Origin of the sequence: Tsukamurella sputi (assembly GCF_007858445.1) — a bacterium.
Taxonomy (GTDB): Bacteria; Actinomycetota; Actinomycetes; order Mycobacteriales; family Mycobacteriaceae; genus Tsukamurella; species Tsukamurella sputi.
On record NZ_VIGV01000014.1, the window covers coordinates 48,501 to 68,605 of the forward strand.

16 protein-coding genes are annotated in these 20,105 nt (G+C 70.0%); 5 read left to right on the forward strand and 11 right to left on the reverse strand.

Annotated features, from left to right (window positions below; translation table 11 throughout):
• Positions 1-31: 31 nt before the first annotated feature.
• The 4 genes from FK268_RS24360 to FK268_RS22275 all read right to left on the reverse strand — a co-directional run bounded on the left by FK268_RS24360 (position 32) and on the right by FK268_RS22275 (position 4,174).
• Positions 32-700: a hypothetical protein gene (locus tag FK268_RS24360; RefSeq protein ID WP_158636194.1), complete on the reverse strand. Its 669-nt coding sequence runs from the start codon at positions 698-700 to the stop codon at positions 32-34.
• Between the two features lie 156 nt (positions 701-856).
• The gene (locus FK268_RS22265; RefSeq protein ID WP_146437642.1) at positions 857-2,689 is read right to left on the reverse strand and encodes an acyl-CoA dehydrogenase; all 1,833 of its coding nucleotides are present in this window, start codon (positions 2,687-2,689) and stop codon (positions 857-859) included.
• A 115-nt stretch (positions 2,690-2,804) separates the two neighbouring features.
• Positions 2,805-3,407: a class I SAM-dependent methyltransferase gene (locus tag FK268_RS22270; RefSeq protein WP_146437643.1), complete on the reverse strand. Its 603-nt coding sequence runs from the start codon at positions 3,405-3,407 to the stop codon at positions 2,805-2,807.
• Positions 3,404-4,174, reverse strand: a complete 771-nt coding sequence (locus FK268_RS22275; protein WP_146437644.1) for a deoxyribonuclease IV — start codon at positions 4,172-4,174, stop codon at positions 3,404-3,406. Before FK268_RS22275 ends, FK268_RS22270 begins: the two co-directional genes overlap by 4 nt.
• 150 nt (positions 4,175-4,324) lie before the next feature.
• On the opposite strand from FK268_RS22275, the gene FK268_RS22280 reads away from it, so the two are divergent.
• Entirely contained in the window at positions 4,325-5,470 is a 1,146-nt protein-coding gene (locus FK268_RS22280; RefSeq protein WP_146437645.1) for an alpha/beta hydrolase, read from the forward strand.
• A gap of 192 nt (positions 5,471-5,662) precedes the next feature.
• Here FK268_RS22280 and FK268_RS22285 read toward each other — a convergent pair whose 3' ends face one another.
• Entirely contained in the window at positions 5,663-7,210 is a 1,548-nt protein-coding gene (locus FK268_RS22285) for an MFS transporter (protein WP_146437646.1), read from the reverse strand.
• 91 nt (positions 7,211-7,301) lie between these two features.
• Between FK268_RS22285 and FK268_RS22290 the strand changes: the two genes are divergently transcribed.
• The 3 genes from FK268_RS22290 (at position 7,302) to FK268_RS22300 (ending at position 10,374) form a co-directional block, all read left to right on the forward strand.
• Positions 7,302-7,853: a TetR/AcrR family transcriptional regulator gene (locus FK268_RS22290; protein ID WP_438696012.1), complete on the forward strand. Its 552-nt coding sequence runs from the start codon at positions 7,302-7,304 to the stop codon at positions 7,851-7,853.
• A gap of 62 nt (positions 7,854-7,915) precedes the next feature.
• On the forward strand, positions 7,916-8,686 hold the full coding sequence (locus FK268_RS22295; RefSeq protein ID WP_146437648.1) for an SDR family oxidoreductase: 771 nt from the start codon (positions 7,916-7,918) through the stop codon (positions 8,684-8,686).
• Between the two features lie 44 nt (positions 8,687-8,730).
• On the forward strand, positions 8,731-10,374 hold the full coding sequence (locus FK268_RS22300; RefSeq protein ID WP_231707225.1) for a long-chain fatty acid--CoA ligase: 1,644 nt from the start codon (positions 8,731-8,733) through the stop codon (positions 10,372-10,374).
• Between the two features lie 76 nt (positions 10,375-10,450).
• Here FK268_RS22300 and FK268_RS22305 read toward each other — a convergent pair whose 3' ends face one another.
• Entirely contained in the window at positions 10,451-11,038 is a 588-nt protein-coding gene (locus FK268_RS22305; protein WP_146437649.1) for a hypothetical protein, read from the reverse strand.
• Between the two features lie 9 nt (positions 11,039-11,047).
• On the opposite strand from FK268_RS22305, the gene FK268_RS22310 reads away from it, so the two are divergent.
• Positions 11,048-12,604 (forward strand): molybdopterin-dependent oxidoreductase, encoded by a 1,557-nt coding sequence (locus tag FK268_RS22310; protein ID WP_146437650.1) that lies wholly within the window; start codon positions 11,048-11,050, stop codon positions 12,602-12,604.
• Positions 12,605-12,623: 19 nt separating this feature from the next.
• Here FK268_RS22310 and FK268_RS22315 read toward each other — a convergent pair whose 3' ends face one another.
• The 5 genes from FK268_RS22315 to FK268_RS22335 all read right to left on the reverse strand — a co-directional run bounded on the left by FK268_RS22315 (position 12,624) and on the right by FK268_RS22335 (position 20,098).
• Complete coding sequence (locus FK268_RS22315) at positions 12,624-13,751, reverse strand: HNH endonuclease (RefSeq protein WP_438696013.1); 1,128 nt, start codon at positions 13,749-13,751, stop codon at positions 12,624-12,626.
• Between the two features lie 193 nt (positions 13,752-13,944).
• Complete coding sequence (locus FK268_RS22320; protein WP_146437652.1) at positions 13,945-17,163, reverse strand: DEAD/DEAH box helicase; 3,219 nt, start codon at positions 17,161-17,163, stop codon at positions 13,945-13,947.
• Positions 17,160-18,419 carry a glutaminase A gene (gene glsA, locus FK268_RS22325; RefSeq protein ID WP_146437653.1) on the reverse strand — a complete coding sequence of 420 codons (1,260 nt, stop codon included), beginning with the start codon at positions 18,417-18,419 and terminating at the stop codon, positions 17,160-17,162. Before glsA ends, FK268_RS22320 begins: the two co-directional genes overlap by 4 nt.
• 9 nt (positions 18,420-18,428) lie before the next feature.
• Entirely contained in the window at positions 18,429-19,367 is a 939-nt protein-coding gene (locus FK268_RS22330; protein ID WP_146437654.1) for an ABC transporter substrate-binding protein, read from the reverse strand.
• 26 nt (positions 19,368-19,393) lie between these two features.
• On the reverse strand, positions 19,394-20,098 hold the full coding sequence (locus tag FK268_RS22335; RefSeq protein WP_231707226.1) for a class II aldolase/adducin family protein: 705 nt from the start codon (positions 20,096-20,098) through the stop codon (positions 19,394-19,396).
• Between the last annotated feature and the right edge of the window lie 7 nt (positions 20,099-20,105).

The window sequence follows — 20,105 nt, forward strand, 5'->3', positions numbered from 1 at the left end:
ATGAGGCGGCTCTTCTTCTCGGACATGAGAATCAGTCCTTCCGGGTCAGGGCGCGTCGGTCGTGCAGGGTGTGCAGCGGGGCGGTGCCGCCGAGGGGGTTGGTGACCCCGACGATCACGGTGTAGCGCTCGGCGATCGCGCCGAGCCGCTGGACGGCCTCGGCGCGGCCGGGGTTGTCGCGGACCTGCTCGAGATCGCCGACGACGAGGATCGGGCGGTTCCCCAGCAGGGCCAGGGTGATCCGTAGGAGGAAGAGCTGCAGGTCGCTCAGTTCGACGATGCGGGTCTTCGGGGCCGGCCGGTCGACGGGGCCGAAGACCTGATCCATCTCGAGGCTGCCGGCGCTGAGCGGCACCATCGAGTACCAGGGCGCCAGCCAGCGGCGCTGCTCGGCGAGCACGGTCTCGACGGTGACCGACTCGTCGAGGTCGTCGATGTCCTCGAAGGCGGCGATGGCGCACTTCTTCCGGATCGCGCCGGGCGTGGTGGCCCCCAGGGCGTCGACGGTGCCGTGGTTCGGCTTGAGCCGGCCCGCGAGAGTGAGCAGCAGCGCGTCCTGGTCGCGCCCCGCGGGCATCTGCACCGCGTGCAGGCCGGGGCCGAACTGCAGGTCGATGCCCCGGAACAGCGGTCCGTGCTCCCCGTCGACGCCGAGATTCACCGCCACGAGCTGTACGTCGTTCGGCTGGTCATCGTCCATGCGGGGCACTCCGGAGGTCGTCGGCGCAGGTCGGTTGTCGATCCTACGGGGGTGGGCCCGACGGTGCCGCGCGCACCGTCGGGCCCGGGAACGGGCGAGGGCGCCCCGACCGGGTGGTCGGAGCGCCCTCGAATGCTCGTTGCTACGAGACGGCGATCAGAACGCGGCCTCGTCGAGCTCCATCGCCTGGTTGTCGACGGCGGCGATGACGTCCTTGACGGACGACAGCAGCGGCAGCATGTTCGCGGCGAAGAACGTCGCGACGCCCACCTTGCCCTCGTAGAAGGACTTGTCGGCACCGGTGGCGCCGCCGTCCAGCTTGGCCTGCGCGATGACGGCCTGGTGCAGCAGGCGCCAGCCGATCATCAGGTCGCCGAAGGCCATGAGGAAGCGCACCGAGCCGAGGCCCACCTTGTACAGCTCCTTGGGCTCCTGCTGCGAGGCGAGCGCGAAGCCGGTGAGCGTGGCGGCCATGGCCTGCACGTCCTCGGCGGCGGTCTTGAGCTGCGCCACCGACGCGGCGAAGGGGCCGCCCGCGTTGGCCTCGATGAAGGCGGTGATCTGGCCGGCCACGTGGCCCAGGGCGGCGCCACGGTCGCGGAGGATCTTGCGGAAGAAGAAGTCCTGCGCCTGGATGGCGGTGGTGCCCTCGTACAGCGAGTCGATCTTCGAGTCGCGGACATACTGCTCGATCGGGTAGTCCTGCAGGAAGCCCGAGCCGCCGAAGGTCTGCAGCGACTCCTGGCCGAGCAGCGTGAAGGCGCGCTCGGAGCCGACGCCCTTGACGATCGGGAGCAGCAGGTCGTTGACCTTGTAGGCCATCTCCTCGTCGGCGCCCGAGACGGGGGTCGCGGTGCGGACGTCCTGGTGCGCGGCGGTGTACAGGTACACGGCGCGCAGGCCCTCGGCGTAGGCCTTCTGCGTGAGCAGCGAGCGGCGCACGTCCGGGTGGTGCGTGATGGTCACGCGCGGCGCGGTCTTGTCCGCCATCTGGGTCAGGTCGGCACCCTGGACGCGCTGCTTGGCGTAGTCGAGCGCGTTGAGGTAACCGGTGGAGAGGGTGCCGATGGCCTTGGTGCCGACCATCATGCGGGCGTGCTCGATGACCTTGAACATCTGCGCGATGCCCTTGATCTCCTCGCCCACGAGCCAGCCCTTGGCCGGCTTGCCGTGGCCGCCGAAGGTGACCTCACACGTGGTGGAGGTCTTGATGCCCATCTTGTGCTCGACGCCGGTGACGTAGACACCGTTCTCCTCGCCGAGGTTGCCCTCCTCGTCGAAGTGGTGCTTCGGCACGAAGTACAGGCCCAGGCCCTTGGTGCCGGGCGCGCCGCCCTCGGGGCGGGCGAGCACGAGGTGGAAGGTCGACTCGAACATGCCGTCCATCACCGCGGAGGTGATGAAGCGCTTCACGCCCTCGATGTGCCAGGAGCCGTCCTCCTGCTTGATGGCCTTGGTGCGGCCGGCGCCCACGTCCGAGCCGGCGTCCGGCTCGGTGAGCACCATGGTGGCGTTCCAGTTGCGCTCGGCGGCGATCTTCGCCCACTTCTTCTGCTCGTCGGTGCCCTCGTCGAAGAGGATCTGCGCGAAGCCGGGGCCCGCGGCGAACATGAAGACGGGCGGGTTGGCGCCGAGGAACATCTCGCCGATGCCCCAGTACAGCGAGCGGGGCACGTCGGTGCCGCCGAGCTCGTCGTTCAGGCCCAGGTAGGCCCAGCCGCCGTCGGCGAACTGCGCCTGCGACTTCTTGAAGGCCTCGTTGATCTTCACCTCGTGGGTGGCGGGGTCGAAGACCGGCGGGTTGCGGTCGGCCTCGGCGAAGGACTCGGCGATGGGGCCCTCGGCCTGACGGGCCGCCTCGCGCAGCATCTCCTTGGCGGTGTCCTCGTCGAGGTCGCCGTACGCACCGGAAGCCAGCACCTCGCCGACGCCGAGATCCTCGAAGAGGTTGAACTCGATGTCGCGGACGTTGCTCTTGTAATGGCCCATGGGGCTGTTCCACCTTCTCAGATCAGGCTGTCGGACTGTTACCTGCCGGTAAGTTACCGCTCGGTAATATGCATAGGATAACGCGCGGACCGCGTGCGAACAAGTGCAAGCGCCCCTACGGTGCGATCGCCTCGTTCCGTCTCCGACGTGCGCGAACAGCCAGGTCAGTGCCGGTGCCGTGGTACGGATCACTCTCGCGCCATTCCACGTGCTCGACCACCATGTCCTCGGGCAGGGCCGCGGAGAGCTCGGCGGCGCCGAAGGTCGGCAGTCCGGGGTGCGAGTCCGCCTTCTCGTGCGCCAGCAGCAGGAGCAGTCCGCCGGGGGCGAGCGCGTGCGCGACCTTGGCGATCGCCCCGGCCCGCTCCTGCGGATCGGGGTGCACGTAGGCCCAGACGGCCAGGTCGTAGGGCTGATCGGGGATCTCGTCGACGGTGATGTCGAGCGGGGTCCAGTGCAGCCGGGCGCGGACGGTGCGCGGCGAACGGGCGGCCACGGTGGCCGCCTTGTCGAGACCGACGCGCGAGTAGTCGACCGCGGTGACGTCCCATGCGCGCGTCGCGAGCCACAGCGCGTGGCGGCCCTCGCCGGCGCCCACGTCGAGGGCGCGGCCGGGCGGCAGCACCGTCACCTGCTCGACGATCCACGGGTCGGGTGGTGTTCCCCACACCAGTTCGGTCGCGCGGTAGCGGTCGTCCCAGTCCGCGGCGGTGCTCACAGCAGGGCCTCCTTGAGGTAGGCCACGTCGTCCGCGAGGCCCTCCGACGGGGTTTCGAGGATGATCGGTGCCCCGGCTGCACGGGCCACGTCTGCCAGCAGATCGGGGTCGATGGTGCCGTCCTGCAGGTTGGCGTGCCGGTCGCGGGCGGAGTCGAACTCGTCGCGCGAGTTGTTCAGGTGCACCAGGTCGATCCGGCCGGTGATCGCCAGGACGCGTTCGACGATGCCCATCAGCTCCTCGCCGCCCGCCCAGGCGTGGCAGGTGTCGAGGCAGAACCCGGCGCCCTGATCGCCCACGGCGTCCCACAGCCGGTCGATGGTCTCGAGCTGCCGCGCGATCGCCCCGTCGCCGCCCGCGGTGTTCTCGATGAGGATCGGCACGCCGAAGCCGCCCTTCTCCTCCTGGCGGGTGAAGAGCTTGCGCCAGTTGTCGATCCCCGCCTGCAGGTCCTCCCCGTCGCGCAGATGCCCACCGTGTACGACGAGGCCGAAGGCGCCCAGATCGGCGGCGGCCGCGGCCTGTTGTTCGACGGCCTTGCGGCTCGGCATCCGGAGGCGGTTGTTCAGGCTCGCGACGTTGATCACGTACGCCGAGTGCACCACGATCTCGAGCGGTGAATCCTTGAGCGCCTGCGTCTGCGGGTGCGGCTCCGGTTTCTTCCAGCTCTGCGGGTCCGAGACGAACATCTGGATCACGTCCACCCCGAGCTGTTCGGCCGTCTCGATGGGGTGGGTGTCACTGCGGACGTGGGCACCGATGCGCATGCGTCCAGAGTAGTGCTTCGACGGTGGCGCGGGCGCCTCCCGCGGTGCCTCCTGCGGGTGCCTGTGGAGGACCGCGGTCCTGTGGAGGAACGGGCGCCCCGGTGCCGTCGACGGGGCGAGATCGGTGGGGCCGCGGCTTAGCGTCACGCCATGGTGGTCATCGACGAGACGGTATGGCGCGGCGCGGCCGCCGACGCGTACGGACGGTGGGCGCGGCTCGAGGCCGGCGCGATGGAGGAGCTCGACGCGGCGCTGGACCGCGCCGCAGCGGAGATCCTCAGCGGTGGAGGCGAACTCGCCGCACGTCTCGCCGCGATCGAGTTGGCCGTCGCGGTGCCGTTCTCCGGTGCGCCGCTCGGCGGCGCACCGTCGATGCCCGTCCGGAAGGTGAGGTCGGCGGCTGCGCGGGACCGGGAGAACCGTCGTCTCCTGGCCGCGGATCTGCAGGAACTGCGGGCGCGTTCCCGCACGCGTGCGGTGGCGGCGCGCCTGGCGGCGTTGGAGTCGCTGGCCACGCGGATCGCCGAACTGGAGGCGGCGGGGGAGACGGTGCAGCTCTTCGAGTACGACCCGCTGGCGTACGGCGGCGACGGGATCGCCGTGGTCGCCATCGGCGATCTCGACTCCGCGCGCAATGTGGGCGTGGTGGTGCCGGGGATGGGCACCACGCTCGCCTCCGTCGGTGCGGTCACGCGGAACGCGGAGAACCTGCTGTCGGCGGCCCGTCGCGCCGATCCGGCCGCCACCACGGCGACGGTGGCCTGGATCGGCTACGACGCCCCGTCGGGGCGCGGATCGGCCGCGGTGCTGGGCAGGGCGAACGCCGAGCGCGGCGCGGCCGAACTGCAGGAGGATCTGCGCGACATCGCCGCGCTCCGCGACGACCGGCGTCTCGTCGTCTTCGGGCACAGTTACGGGTCCACCACGGCGGCCACTGCGGGTGCCCGCGGCGCACTCGTGGGCACGGTCGACGCGATGGTGCTCCTCGGTTCGCCGGGCGCCGGCCCGGTGCGCTCCGCGAAGGAGCTGGGGATGCCCGTCTACGTCGCGCGCGATCCCGACGATCCCGTGCCGCGCGTCCCGCTCACCCACGGCGCCACCCGCCTCCCACGACTGCTCGGCGCGGATATCGGGTTGGGGGTGGATCCGGCGTCCCGGGCGTTCGGGGCGATCGCACTGCCGGCGGGTGCTCCCGGGTTCGACCCGGGGGCGCACTCCGGCTACTTCGACGAGGGCTCGCGGAGCCTGCAGGCCTTCGGTGACGTCCTCGCGGGGGTGGGCGCCCGTGCCCGGTGACGCTGTGGATCCGGACGCCCTGCTGCGCGCCGCCGCGCGCTGGGACGCCGTCGCGGAGGCCTTCCTCGACCGGGCCGCACACTGGCGTGGGAGTCCCGGCACGACCGCGTCGGCGGACTTCGCCGAGCGCGCGGCCGCGACACTCACCGGTCACGCGGACGCGGCCAGCGCCGCGGCGCGGCGACTGCGGGACTACTGCGCGACGGTGGTCGCGACCGATGACGACGGTGCGCGCAGCGTGCGGTGCGCGATCCAGGCCGCTGCCAGCATGAGCACGACGCCGATCGCGGAGGTCACCGAGACACCGGCGTCGAAGGCCTGACCGGCGGCCCGGACCAGTGCGTCGGCCGTCTCCGCGGGTAGTTGCGTGGCCACGTGGTGCGCGCCGGCCAGCGTCTCGGACGCCGCGGCGCCCTGGTCGTCGCTCAGCCCCGCGGGGAGCACGAGCTTCGCGGCGTACGCGCCGGCCAGGATCGAGCCGAGCACGGCCGTGCCCAGCACGGAGCCGAGCTCGTACGCGGTCTCGGATACGGCCGAGGCCGCACCCGCCTTCTCCGCCGGTACCGACGAGACGATGAGGTCGTTCGACAGCGTCTCGGCGGCGCCGATGCCCACGCCGAGCATCGCGAAGGCGATGAGCACGGCGAGCGTCGAGTCCGGCGAGGCGAAGGCCATCACCACGGCGTACGCGGCGGCGGAGACCAGCATGCCGCCCACCACCACGGTCGACGGGGCGATCCACCGCACGACCCGCACCACGTACAGGCCCGCGACCATCATCGTGATCAGCCCGGGCACCAGCGCCCAGCCGGCGTCCATCGGGCTCATCCCGACCACCAGCTGGAGGTGCTGCGAGACGAAGAACATGAAGCCGACCAGCGAGAAGACGCTGAGCAGGTTCACCGCGACGGCGCCGGAGAAGCGACGATCGGCGAACAGGCGCACGTCGAGCATCGGGTCCGGGCGGCGCAGTTGCCGGCGCAGGAACAGGCCGGTGGCCGTCGCGCCGACGGCCAGCGACGCCGCGACGACGACCTGGTCGCCGCCCTTGGCCAAGGTCTTCACGGCGTAGACGATCGGCGTGAGCGCGAGCAGTGAGAGCACGATCGACGTCGGGTCGATGCGGCCCGGCTTCGGGTCGCGTGACTCGGGGACGAAGATCGGCGCGAGCGCGAGCAGCGGGATCAGCACGGGCACTGCCATGAGGAAGACCGAGCCCCACCAGAAGTGCTCCAACAGGAAGCCGCCCACGATGGGGCCGAGCGCGGCGCCGGCGGCGAAGCACGAGGCCCACACCGCGATCGCGAGCCGTCGCTGCTGGGGATCGGTGAAGATGTTGCGCAGCAACGACAGTGTGGACGGCATCAGCATCGCGCCGAAGAATCCCAGGCCCGCGCGGGCGGCTATGAGTGCCGCCGCGGTGGGGGCGTAGGCGGCGACGACGGACATCGCGGCGAAGCCGGTGGCGCCCAGGAGGAGGAGACGGCGCCGGCCCCAGCGGTCACCCAGGCTGCCCATCGAGACGAGCAGGCCGGCGAGCACCAGCGGATAGACGTCGATGATCCACAGCTGCTGCGCCGCGGTGGGTCCGAGCGTGGCGGCGATCGAGGGCAGGGCGAAGCCGAGCACGGTGCCGTCGATCGAGACCAGGAGCACGGGGAGCATGAGGACCGCGAGCGCACCCCAATCGCGCACCGTGGCGCGCGGGGACGCGGTCGTGGTGGTGAGTGTGGTGGTCATGGCGGCACTTCCTGCGATGTCGTGGTTTCGAGTACCGCGTTACTGTACCAGCTGGACGGTATAGAAACGAGAGACGGCGATCACCCCTACGATGCGAGATGTGCCGCCCCCTCCCGCCGCCCGCGCCAAGCTGCTCGACGCCTTCGTGAAGATCCTCATCGAGCACGGCGAACGCGCGGCCACCCTCGAGGCCGTCGCCGCGGAGGCCGGCGTCAGCAAGGGCGGACTGCTCTACCACTTCGGCTCGAAGAAGGCCCTGGTCGACGGACTGTGCGACTGGCTGGACGAATTGGTCGACGCCGACGTCGAACTGATGGCCGCCGCGCCCGAGGGGGCCGTCGCCTACTACGTGCGCACCTCCAACTACGACGATTCCCCGCTCGATCGGGCGATCGTGGCCGTGCTCCGGCTGAGCCAGGCGGCGAACGACCGCGCAGAACGTGCGATCCGGTCGATGCAGGAGCGCTTCCTCACGACGGTGCAGCACGAGGTGCCCGACGAGGCCACGGCCCGCGCGGTGCTCCTCCTCGGTGACGGCCTGTACTACGACGCCGCCCTCAGCGGCGGCCGCCGTCGCGCCACCGACGCGCAGATGCAGGGTCTGCTCGCCGTCGTCGCCCGCATGGTCGACGGGGCCTCCTGACCAATTGAGTGCTGTTCAGTAGAGGGTTTACCGCGGCCTGACCAGCGGGTAGGTTGGACGGCATGCCATCGATCTTCATCTCCGGCGGTGCCTCGGGCATCGGCCGGGCGACTGCTCTGCGTTTCCTCTCCGAGGGATGGACGGTGGGCGTCTACGACGTCAACGCCGCCGCGCTGGAGGAACTGAAGGCGGAGCATCCGGAGATCGTGACCGGCGCGCTCGACGTGACCGACTACGACCAGTGGGAGGCGGCGCTCGCCGATTTCACGCAGCACACGGGCGGCGGCCTGACGGTGCTCGACAACAACGCGGGCGTGCTGTTCGGCGGCGACCTCGACGAGATCACGCCGCAGCAGATCAAGCTGCAGATCGACATCGACGCCCTCGGCGTCACGTACGGCGCCAAGGCCGCGCTGCCCTACCTCAAGCAGCAGCCGGGCGCGCACCTGGTGAACATCAGTTCGGCGTCGGCGATCTACGGCCAGCCCGGCATCGCCACGTACAGCGCCGCCAAGTTCTACGTCTCCGGATTCACCGAGGCATTGGAGCTGGAGTGGGAGAAGCACGGGATCCGCGTCGTCGCGATCTGGCCCCTGTGGGCGAAGACGGCGCTCGCGGAGACGGACGCGAAGAGCACGCAGACGCTCGGCGTGAACATCACGCCGGAGGAGGTCGCGGAGCAGGTGTGGAACTCGGTGCACCCGCGGATCAAGCTCCCGTTCCTGCCGCGGATCCACTATTCCGTCGGAACCCTGACCACGCTGTTGTCCAATTCGAGTAAATTCGCCCCGAGGTCGGTCGTGCGATTGGTCAACCAGATCACCAGCCAGTAGTGCCACCGGCTGCATTTCCCATCCGAGAAGGAGTCTCCACCAACGTGATTGCGACCACCATGCAGGACGGCGAGCTGACGATCGCCCGTCTCGTCGAGTACAGCCGGCGTGTTTTCCCCGAGGCCAAGATCACGACGTGGACCGGTGAGGGCCTGCGCGACCTCACCTTCGCCGAGGTCGGGGACAAGGCCTCGCAGCTGGCCCACGCACTGACCAAGCTGGGCGTGCAGCGGGGCGATCGCGTCGCCACGTTCATGTGGAACAACAACGAGCACCAGGTCGCGTACGCCGCGGTGCCCGCCATGGGCGCCGTGCTGCACACCCTCAACCTGCGCCTCTCGCCGGAGCAGGCCGTGTTCATCATCAACCAGGCCGACGACAAGGTGATCCTCGTCGACGCCTCCGTCGCGCCGCTGCTCGGCAAGTACCTCGCGGCCACCCCGAACGTGCAGCACGTCATCGTGGCGAACGGCCCGAAGCAGGCGCTCGAGGCGCCCGAGGGCATCACGGTGCACTCCTTCGACGAGCTGATCGCCGGCGAGCCCACCACCTTCGCCTGGCCCGAGATCGCGGAGCGCGACGCGGCCGTCATGTGCTACACCTCCGGCACCACGGGCGATCCCAAGGGCGTCGTCTACAGCCACCGCAGCATCTGGCTGCACTCGATGCAGGTGAACTCGTCCTCGGGCATGGCGCTGGGCAACGCCGATTCCGTGCTCGCCATCGTCCCGATGTTCCACGTCATGAGCTGGGGCCTGCCCTACGCCGCGATGATGGGCGGCATCACGCTGATCATGCCCGACCGCTTCCTGCAGCCCGAGCCGCTGCTGCAGATCCTCGACGCCACGAAGGCCACCTTCGCCGCCGCCGTGCCAACCATCTGGGCCGGCGTCGCCGCGCAACTCGCCGCCAAGCCGCAGGACATCTCGCACCTGCGCGAGGTCGTCGTCGGCGGTGCCGCGGTGCCCCCGTCGATGATCCGCACCTTCGACAAGCTCGGCACCCGGATCGTCCACGCCTGGGGTATGACGGAGACCTCGCCGCTGGGCTCGGTCTCGCGGCCGCCCTTCGGCATCGAGGACGAGACCGAGGAGTTCGCCTACCGCGTCACGCAGGGGCGGTTCCCCGCGTCGGTGCAGGCTCGCCTCATCGACGACGAGGGCAACGAACAGCCCTGGGACGGTGAGGCATCCGGCGAACTCGAGGTGCGCGGACCGTGGATCACGGGTGCGTACTACTCGCCCGAGGGCAATGTCTCCGACGAGTCGAAGTTCCACGACGGCTGGCTTCGCACCGGCGACGTGGCCTCGATCAGCCCGGACGGCTTCATGACCATCCGCGACCGCACCAAGGACATGATCAAGACCGGCGGTGAGTGGATCAGCTCCGTCGAGCTCGAGAACACGGTCATGAGCAACCCCACCATCGCCGAGGCAGCCGTCGTCGGTGTGCCCGACGAGAAGTGGGACGAGCGTCCCTTCGTGCTCGCCGTGGTCAAGGACGCCGCCGACGCGGACGTCGAGAAGCAGCGCGCCTTCCTCGCGGACCTGCTGCCCAAGTGGCAGATCCCCGAGCGGTGGGCCTTCGTCGCCGAGGTGCCCAAGACCTCGGTCGGCAAGTTCGACAAGAAGCTCATCCGTGCCGAGTACGCCGACGGGACCTACACCGTCGTCGACTCGCGCAGCTGACGCAGGAGTAGCTGGACCGACGGGGCCGTCGCGGCCGGAAGGCCGCGGCGGCCCTCGTTCCTCCGGAGGCTCTGTGTCAGAAACGCTCGACCAGTTCCGGTGAGGCCACAAGCGTGAGTTCCGCGTACCCGAGGAAGTCGAGGTTGTCGACACCGGTGACGGCCTTGAAGAGTGCGAAGAATTTGTCCTCCCCGTGCGTCTCCTCGACCGAATCCTCACCGGGGAGCGGCTCGCCCATGTCCTCATTTCCTTCGCCGGTATCGATCTCAATGAGACGCCGGACGAGTGAGCCGTCGCGGTACGCCTCCAGCACATAGGCGCCGCCGGTGCTGCCGATGACGAGATGGGTGACGGCCGTGCCCGGCCCGGCCAACATCTCGATCCTGTCCGGGGCGAAGAAGCTGCGCGAGATGACGGTGATTCCAGCGTCGGAGATGTGTGCCCATGCCCGCTCGTCGTGGTCCCCGATCGGGTCGACGCGATGTTCGTCGCTCAGCCGGAGCAGTCCATCGGAGCCCTGCCTCGTCGGCCCGATATGCAAAATATTAATGTTCCAACCCATATTGCCGAAGACTACCGGGCGGGTGACGCCGGCACCCGGGGAGTTCTTACGGATCCGTGAGGTGTTGCGACGGACCTCCCGGACCGGGCTCGCGCGTGCCACGCTGGATCCATGACCGAGGAGTCCGCGAGTCCGGCCGAGCGGGGTGCGCCGGGAGGGGCCGCCGCGCTGGCGGGTGTCCTCGCCGGCGCGGCCGGGCTGGCGGTCGCGGAACTCGTCGCCGCCGTCGCCGCGCCGGGAGCGAGCACGCTGTTCGCGGGCGGTGCGGCGGTCATCGACGCCGCGCCACCGTGGCTCAAGGACTTCGCCGTCGAATCCTTCGGCACCGCTGACAAGGCGGTTCTGCTCGGTTCGATGGGAGTGGTCCTCGCGCTGGGGGCCGCGATCGCGGGCCTCCTCGAACTCCGGCGGCCGCCCTGGGGGTCGGTGCTTTTCGGACTGGTCGGGATCGTCGGAACGTGGACGGCGCTCGCGCGGTACGAGGCGACGCCGCTGTGGGCCGCTCCGAGTCTTGTGGGCATCGGAACGGCGCTCCTCGTACTGCGTCTCGCGATACGGCGGCTGCGGCCCGGGTCGTCGGACGACGGAGTCGTCGCCACCACTCTGGACCGGAGGGGCTTCCTCGTCGTCGCCGGCGCGGCCGCCGGTACGACGGTGCTGGCCCTCGCCGGAGCGCGCTTGCTCTCGGCGGGCGCGGCCGCGGTGAAGGCGGCCCGCGAGACCCTGCGCCTGCCATCGCCGGCGGCGCCCGCGGATCCGGTGCCCGCCGGCGCCGATCTGGGGATCGACCGGCTCACGCCCTATGTCACGCCCGCGGCGGACTTCTACCGCATCGACACCGCTCTGCGTGTACCGCAGATCGATCCGGCCGACTGGACGTTGGAAGTGCACGGCATGGTGGACGAGCCGTTCACCCTCACCTGGAACGACCTCCTCGCGCTGCCGCTGGAGGATCACTACGCGACGCTGGCGTGCGTCAGTAACGAGGTGGGCGGTGATCTCATCGGGAACGCTCTGTGGCGCGGCTACCCGATCCGGGCACTGCTGGATCGGGCGCGGCCGCGGGCCGGCGCCGACATGGTGCTCTCACGCAGCAGCGACGGCTTCACCGCGGGCACACCGCTCACTGTGCTGCGCGATCCCGCCCGCGCGTCGTTGCTCGCCATCGGAATGAACGGCGAGCCGCTCCCCGTGGTTCATGGTTTCCCCGCCCGGCTCGTGGTCCCCGGCCTCTACGGATACGTCTCGGCGACCAAGTGGGTGACCTCGCTCAAGGTCACCACGTTCGCCGCGGACCAGGGTTACTGGACGCCGCGGGGCTGGTCGGCGCTCGGTCCGGTCAAGGTGCAGTCGCGCATCGATGTTCCGCGCGGATCGGTCTCCGCCGGCGCGGTGACGGTGGCCGGGGTCGCCTGGGCGCAGCACACCGGGATCGGCCGGGTCGAGGTCCGTGTCGATTCGGGCCCGTGGATCCCCGCGCGCCTCGCCGACACCGTCGGCCCGGACACCTGGCGGCAGTGGAGCCTCTCGATCCCGCTCGAGCGCGGCGAGCACTCCCTGGAGGTCCGCGCCACCGACGCGAGCGGGATCGGGCAGACGGACGTGACCGCGCCGCCCGCCCCCGACGGTGCCACCGGGTGGCACCGCGTCGTGGTCACCGCGCGGTGATCGGGTCGTCCGCCCGCGCCTAAGCGGCCTGTCTCGGGGCGGTGGATCGGTGCACATGTCCGGTGGGAGTTCGGGTTTCGACGGTGTGCCGCCCGCTCGGGTCGGGGATGACGGTGCTGCGCCAGCCGGCGGCTTCTTTGGCGTAGTTGCATGCTGCGCAGAGGCCTTGGCCGTTGTCGAACGCGGTGGGACCTCCCGCGGCATGGGGGACGACGTGGTCGGTGTGGGCGATCGGTGCGTCGCAGTACGGGGTGCGGCAGTACCGGTCCCGGGCGCGGATCATCTCCGCGAGTCCGTCGGGGAAGCAGCGTTGCCGCGAGTCCATCGCCACCACTGCACCGGACTCCGGGGCGATGTAGAGCCGTGTGACCCAGGCGAGACCGGCTGTGGTCGCTTTGCCGACGAGGTTGCGGGCGATCTCCGCGGGCATGGTGCCGCCGCCGTCGAGGTGCCCGGTGCCGGGCTGATCCCCGAGGAGCACGGTCGCGGCGATGGTCAGGTTCACCGTGACCGGCTGTCCGGTTGCGGCTTCGCGGCCGGTGATCCGGGCGAAGGCGGTGTCGGCCATGATCTGGCCGCGGGTGCGCAGGTCCTCTCCGACGCCGCTCAGGGTGGCGGCGTGTTTGCGTAGCGCCGCGTACACACCCACCCCTTGCGCGACGGGTAGCAGCAGCGACACCCGCGCCATCCCGTCCGGTAGGGGGCGGATGGTGACGGTGCGGTCCTTCTCCGCCGCGGCGTTGCGGTCGAGGGTCGCCTGGGCGTCGAGCTCGTAGGCGAGCTTCTTCACCAGGTCCGAGATCCGGCCCGGCCCGCACCCGGCCAGGGTGGCGGGGTCGGCGCACAGCAGCTCGTCCGCCCGCTCCCGATCCGAGACGTCCAGATGCGACAGGCCCGCCACCAGGATCGGGATCGCCTCCGGGGCCAGGTCACCGTCGCGCAACCGTGCCCGGGTGTGCGGCATGTGCTTGGTCAGCTCCACCGCCTGCGCCAGGAACCGAGCGGCCGTGTGCGGCGACATGTGCAACGCCAGTCCGATCTCCGCGGCGACGCCCTGCCGCCACCGATCCTGCGGCAGGCCGGACGCGATCCGTTCGCACACCCGCTCCCGCAGCAGATCCGCCGCCAACCGGTACTGCTCGAACATCAACCGACATCGGGCGATTTCACTCGAGCGCAGCCGATCGGCAACGCCGTCCTCGGGAGGCGGATACTCCTCTACTGCAACGACTTCTTCCATGTTCTGATGCTAATCCGACCCACTGACAAGTTTTCGCGACCGCAATGGCGAATCGAATGATGTGACGGGGTGGGACGGTCGTCAGAGGCTTGGACGAAGCTTAGTTCAATGCTGCAGACAGCTGCTGGAAGTAGTTGTGCCGTGCCCACGCTTCGCGGTCGCCGATCACGTAGAGGCGCCGCTGCGCCCTGCTCGCTGCGACATTGACGAGGTTGACGCTGGACGCGGCCCACGCCTTAGCGCCCTCCTTGGCGGGATCGCCGCCGAGGACAAGAATTACCACCGGAGCCTCTCGTCCCTGGGCTGTATGGATGGTTCCAGCGCGGAGACCGGGGTAATCGTTGCTCATGGCGGCGAGGTGATCAGCGACGGCCCGGAACGGCGAGATCGCGATGATCTCCTCGGGAGGAACTCCGACGTCCCCGAGGTAGTTCAGAGCTCGCACGAGTTTATTGATCTGGTTCTGCTGGAGGTGCGTTCCCGGAGTGATCTCCGGAGCGTCTGCCCAGTAGCTGTGGGCGATGACGGGCCGCTTGTCCTCGTCGACGGTCTCGAATCGATCGTCGGGATCACCCTTTCTCCGCTGAACCCCATTGACCATGATCCCGCCGTAGGCGATCCGGTTGCACAGCTCGAACATCGGGTTGTCACAACGGCGGTGGACACGTAGCGGAGCGCTCACCCACACGGGATCTTGGCCCTGGTTGATCGTGGTGCCGTAGACGGCGACCCGATCGGCGAGGGTCTGCACCGATGCGCGCGGTGGGATCCAGATCTCCGAGACCGAGTACGCCGCGGCGATGTCACGTTGCGCCTTCGGCGGCATCGTCACCACCGGAGGCAGCTGTAAAGGATCGCCGACCGCGACCACGCGTCGCGCACGCCAGATCGCGCCGACCGCATGTTGTGGGCAAGCTTGGCCTGCCTCGTCGACGAGCAACCAACCTATCGATTCCCGGCCGAGATCGGAGAACATCCGCCCGACGGAGGCGAAGGTCGTGGATACCATCGGCACCACCAGGAACAGCAACTGCCACGCCGCTCGCGCCTTCGCCTCTCTGTCCTTCACGTTGTGCGGCAGGCCCTTCACCATCACCTCGCACGCGGCTGACAGACTGCCGACCATCTCCTTCGCAGTGTTGGCGAGGAAGTCCTCGTGCAATCGAAGGGCGGCCAGGAAGAGCTCCGACCGTGCGGTATCGATTTCGGAATCGAGCCACGGCGCACGCCTTTCTCGCTCGTCGGACAGCTCCTTCGAGGCACTGTCAGGCGGTATGGGTGTCGGATATGCGGCCCCGTATCGCTCCTGATCGCGGGTGCACTCGATTTCGAGGTCGCGGACGGTCCGGCGCAATCCGCCGAGATCATGTTCTGCGGCGGTGGCCTCGCTTCGGAGGCCGGTCAGCACGAGGCTGATCCGTTGCGCGCGTTCCTGCGCATCCGTCAGTGCCCGGTGTGCGTTGCTCAGGGTGTGGGCCAGGGGTACCTCCTGTGCGCGCCACGACTTGAGTACGCGCCCCCACGAGAAGAGTGTTTCCGTTGTCCCAGGCTTGCGCTGCAGGTGACGGCGATGCGCGTCGTCCGCGAGGTCCATGGAAGTCCGGCACTGTGCGACCACCAACTGCTGCTTGGCGAGGTCGCGCTCGACTGCGGCGATCGGCTCCAGACTGAGGCGAAGCCGATTCTCGGCCGCGGGAATCCCGGCTGCGGCGAGAGTGAGGCGTTCACGCCGCTGCTGGGCCGCCAGGCGTTCCGTGATCATGTCCGTTACGCGCTTCTCCGCGGCCGCGAACGCTGCCCGAGCGGTGGCCCATGGTCGAGGTGTGTCGACTCCGTCTCGCCATCGTTTGAGGCGTGTCAGCATCCGGGGTATCGAGTCCGGGGCGTTCTCCTGCGATTGCCGAGCACCGTCGCCGAACCAGAAGGCGGTGTGGAAGGCCGACCGGTTCGACTTGTTGCCGAGTCGGGCGGCCACCAAGCCCCATGCTTCGGGTGAATCGTCCGGCGCCTTCGCGGTCGCGCGGAGAACCTCCGTGGCTATCGAAGCGAAGTAGTCGGCGTCCGTCCGCCAGAGAGTGTCGATGGCGTCGCGCGCGGGGATCTCGGTGCTGACGTTCTCCACTGCGGAGTTGTTGCTCGAGGCGATGACCATCTCGAAACCGGTGAGCTCGGGTCGGAGCTGTCGGACCCGGTGCGTGAAGGCCTGCGTCGTCCACGTGTGTCGGACCTCGGTGAACGCGTCGCCGGGAGCACGCAGAGCGGCCAGCCGCCGGGCACGTTCGACGACGTTGCCCGCGAGGACGTCGCGCAGCATGGTGGTCTTGCCCGTGCCGGGTGGTCCGTTGACGCCGAGTAGACCTTCCGCGGGCCCGAGCTCGTTGAGCGCCAGATTCACCGCGAACTGCTGGCTGAGGGCGAGGGGATGTTCGGGGTTCGACGGCCACCGTCCCAGCGGTAGGCGGTCGACCGAGACGCCGGCGTCGACGGCGGTGGGGGCCGCGACCACGTCGACCCGGTCACCGGTTGCGACTGCTTCGTCGCCGATGAGGTACGTGGACAGGGCCGCACCCAGATCGCCTGCGTGGGCACGGTCGCGCGCCGCACTCAGGTCGTCGAGGAAGAAGCTGTTCAGGAAATCGATGTCATCGCCGTCTCCGGCCCTGTCGGCCGCCACGACGACGCTCGAGATGACGATCTCCGATGTCGCGATCGTCGGGGCCTCGGTGATCCCTGCGCTCTCGTGAGCCAGCGTCACCAGATCGATCAGCGCCCGCGCATCGGCGCGGACAGGGAAGTCTGCGCCCGCGGAGTCACGACGACGACTTTCGAATCCGTCCACCGTTTCGACGAAGTCGGCCTGGGCCGTCTCGAAGCCGCGAAGCCGCTCGGGGGACCACGGGCCGGGATCCTGAACTCTGCCGACCGCCCATGCCGCCGACGAGAGGATCGCAGTGCTCGCCACGAATCGTCCGTCGCCGTCGACGAGGATCCCCGCGCAGGCGTTCGCGCCTCCCGGGCGATCGTCGCCCGCGTCGGGATCCTCGGCGAATGCCCGGTGCAGCGCCTCGTAGGTGTCCGCGAGCCGGTACACCCCGAGGTAGAGCGTGTGCCGCCACGTCCTGGGCTTGCCGTCACGCCCGGGTGCGGGGTTCGGGAGCCGGTCCCAGGGAAGGTCCTCACCAGGGGTCCATGCGATCACCTGCTGACTCTCCGGACGGGTGGCACGCGGAGTCGGCTTCGGGATGGACTGTGGATTGAACAACTCCAACATCCACCAGTACTCGAGAATCTTCACGCGCTCGGCGTGGTCACCACTCATGGCCGCGCTGCACACAGGCTCGACGGATCCTGCACGATCACGCGCACGCCGTAACCCACGTCGGAGGCGAGCTGGTTGAGGAGGTAGGCGGACACCGTCGAGATCCGGGTGACGTCGGTGAGGTCGAGGACGATGGTGCTGCCGCTCTGCGCATGACCGAGGCTCAGCGCCTCGTGCACCACCTCTTCGACGGCCACGAAGTCCACCTCGCCGCGCAGCCGCAGCACGACGTGGCCGGTGGCGGGATCGGTCGTGACGGCGGCGACGGCACTCACCGGGTTCATCGAGCGGCTCAGCAGGTGCAGGCCGAATTCGCTGCTCATCCGCTGCAGCACCGCGACGCCGCGGCTGGAATTGCCGGCCTCGTCGAGCGGTGGGCTGAAGACGCAGATCCCGTACTCGCCCGGCGTCGCGGCGACGATGCCGCCGCCGACCCCGGACTTCGCCGGGATGCCCACCGACACCATCCAGGCCCCGGACCGGTCGTACATGCCGCAGCCCGTCATCACCGAGAGAACGTGCTGCGCGACCGCCGTGCTCACCACTCGCTCGCCCGTGACGGGGTTGACGCCGCCGTTCGCGAGGGTGCCGCCCATCACCGCCACGTCGTGCGCGTCGACCAGCAGCGAGCACTGCCGGAAGTAGGGGTCCAGCGCGTCCTCGATCGGCACGCGCAACGCGTCCGTCGAGCGGGCGAGCGCGGCGAGGGCCAGGTTGCGGAAGCCGGTCTCCGACTCCGAGCGGTAGACGGCCTCGTCGAGCTCCAGTTCGCGACCGGCGAAGCGCGACAGGCCGTCCCGGATCGTGGCGAAGCGTTCAGCACCGTCGACCCCCGGGATCAGCGAGGTCGAGACGATCGCGCCCGCGTTGATGAGCGGGTTCTCCGGGCGGCCCGACGGATCGAAGCTGATGCCGTTGAAGGCCTCGCCGCTCGGCTCGACACCGATCCGCGCGCACACCGCCTCCACCCCGAGCGCCTCCAGAGCCAGCGCGTAGACGAAGGGCTTGCTCATCGACTGGATGGTGAAGGGGACGCGGTAGTCGCCGGCTCCGTAGCTGTGCCCGTGCACGGACACCGAGGCCACCCCGAAGGCCTCCGGATCGGCCGTCGCCAACTGCGGGATGTAGTCGGCGACGGCGCCCGGATGGTCCTCGCGCCGCACGTCGTCGAGCACGCGGGCCATCGCCGCGTTGACGGGATTGTCGGTGAACCCGGTGACTCCGCCGGCCTGTCGTTCCGTGCTCGTCCCACTCATACTGCAAAGCTATCCGACGGCGACAGCTCCTGCCGCCTCGCCGATCCACGGCACGACGGCGCCGCGGACGTCGACTCGCCGCGGCAGCAGGCCGCCGGCGACGAACAGATCGGCGGCGCGCTGCTGCTCGTCGAGGAAGTCCTCCGTGACGGGGCCGACGCCGAACGGGCGCCCGCGCACCGCCGCCTCCCAGGCATCGAGATCGGCGGGCAGGCCCCGCGCAGCCGCGTCGTCGGCGAAGTACGCGGCGGCCTCCCGCGGGTTCGCGGTGACCCAGGCGTCGGACTCGGCGAGCGCGGCGAGGACCGCCCGGACCGCGTCCGGCCGCTCCTCCGCGAGCCGGCGGGAGGTGAACCACAGCGACGGGTGGCTGAACACCGACGCCGTGTCCACGAGCGTCACCAACTCCGCCCGCGACTCCACCGCCGCGAGGCCCGGATAGGCGCCCACCCACGCGTCGATGTCGCCGGCGAGCAGCGCCTCGCCGCCGGCATGCACGTCGACGTCCACGGGCTCGATGTCGGCCCAGGTCAGCCCGGCGTCGTCGAGGGCGAACAGCACCAGGGTGGTCTGCCAGGACCCGTGCGCCACGCCCACCCGCTTGCCGCGCAGGTCGGCGGGGCCTGCGATGCCGCGGCCGGCGAGGGCGACGATCCGCCCGTTCTCGACGCGCGGCCCCGAGATGCCGAGGTAGACCACGTCGTGCCCGGCGCCGAGCGCCGTGATCGGCGGCGTGAAGCCGGTGCCGATCACGTCGTAGCCGCCGTCGGCGAAGAGCCAGTCCGAGTGCAGCGTCGGCAGGCCGGTCCGCGGGTCGACGGCCGGCGGCTCCGGCAGGTCGCGCAGGTCGACCCACTCGACGTCGGGGATCGACCGTTCGAGGATGCCGCGGTGCCGCAGGACGAACAGGGAGTTGTTGTGCGGGAAGTAACCGACGCGCAGCGTCATGGTGTTGTGCTCCTTGGGTTTCCGGGTCAGACGAGGCCGTGCGCGCGGGCGCTGTCGAGGAGGCCGCTGCGGCCCCACTGCGCGACGAGGTTGCTCGGATCGAACTCCTGCGTGCCGCCGACCGCCTCGCCGATCGCCTGGTACTGAGCGCCCTCCTCGAGCAGCACGACGAACTTCGCGAGCGCGAGCAGGCCGTCGCGGCCGATCACGTTGACGCCGCCGTTGGCCTCGAAGATCGCCACCAGATGCGGATCCCGCTCCAGCTCGCCGAGGATGAACTCGCCGGCCCCGATGGTGCGGTCGATGTGCGGTGGGATCGAGCGGGAGAGTGTGAGCCGCTGCGACGCGGCGTAGCGGATCGGAAGGGGCCGGTGGGTCTGGGCGAAGCCGCCGAGCCACGGGGTGTGCACATGCACGACCGACGTGATCTCGGGGTGCGCCCGGAAGAGGTCGGCGTAGGACGTGACGAATCCCGCTCCGCCGTCGCCGAGCACGACGTCGCCGTCGAAGGTCGCGACGACCGGCCGCGCGACCGGATCCTCGGCCCACGGTCCCGGCTCGTTCAGGGCGACGGCCGCGTCGGTGCCGGGGATCCGCTCGACGAAGTTGACGGTGCCGTTGGCGGAGACGGTGCCGGTCTCGCGGAAGACGCGGAACGCCTTCTGCGCGTCGCGGGTGGTGGCGTCGACGAAGCCGAGTGCGGTCTCGTCGAGGGGAAGAACGGTGGTCATGACGGTC

Coding starts and splice junctions, on each gene's coding strand:
- FK268_RS24360 (WP_158636194.1), bottom strand. CDS start 700: ATGGACGATGACCAGCCGAACGACGTACAGCTCGTGGCGGTGAATCTC.
- FK268_RS22265 (WP_146437642.1), bottom strand. CDS start 2,689: ATGGGCCATTACAAGAGCAACGTCCGCGACATCGAGTTCAACCTCTTC.
- FK268_RS22275 (WP_146437644.1), bottom strand. CDS start 4,174: ATGCGCATCGGTGCCCACGTCCGCAGTGACACCCACCCCATCGAGACG.
- FK268_RS22280 (WP_146437645.1), top strand. CDS start 4,325: ATGGTGGTCATCGACGAGACGGTATGGCGCGGCGCGGCCGCCGACGCG.
- FK268_RS22285 (WP_146437646.1), bottom strand. CDS start 7,210: ATGACCACCACACTCACCACCACGACCGCGTCCCCGCGCGCCACGGTG.
- FK268_RS22290 (WP_438696012.1), top strand. CDS start 7,302: ATGCGAGATGTGCCGCCCCCTCCCGCCGCCCGCGCCAAGCTGCTCGAC.
- FK268_RS22295 (WP_146437648.1), top strand. CDS start 7,916: ATGCCATCGATCTTCATCTCCGGCGGTGCCTCGGGCATCGGCCGGGCG.
- FK268_RS22310 (WP_146437650.1), top strand. CDS start 11,048: ATGACCGAGGAGTCCGCGAGTCCGGCCGAGCGGGGTGCGCCGGGAGGG.
- FK268_RS22315 (WP_438696013.1), bottom strand. CDS start 13,751: ATGTTCGAGCAGTACCGGTTGGCGGCGGATCTGCTGCGGGAGCGGGTG.
- FK268_RS22320 (WP_146437652.1), bottom strand. CDS start 17,163: ATGAGTGGTGACCACGCCGAGCGCGTGAAGATTCTCGAGTACTGGTGG.
- glsA (WP_146437653.1), bottom strand. CDS start 18,419: ATGAGTGGGACGAGCACGGAACGACAGGCCGGCGGAGTCACCGGGTTC.
- FK268_RS22330 (WP_146437654.1), bottom strand. CDS start 19,367: ATGACGCTGCGCGTCGGTTACTTCCCGCACAACAACTCCCTGTTCGTC.
- FK268_RS22335 (WP_231707226.1), bottom strand. CDS start 20,098: ATGACCACCGTTCTTCCCCTCGACGAGACCGCACTCGGCTTCGTCGAC.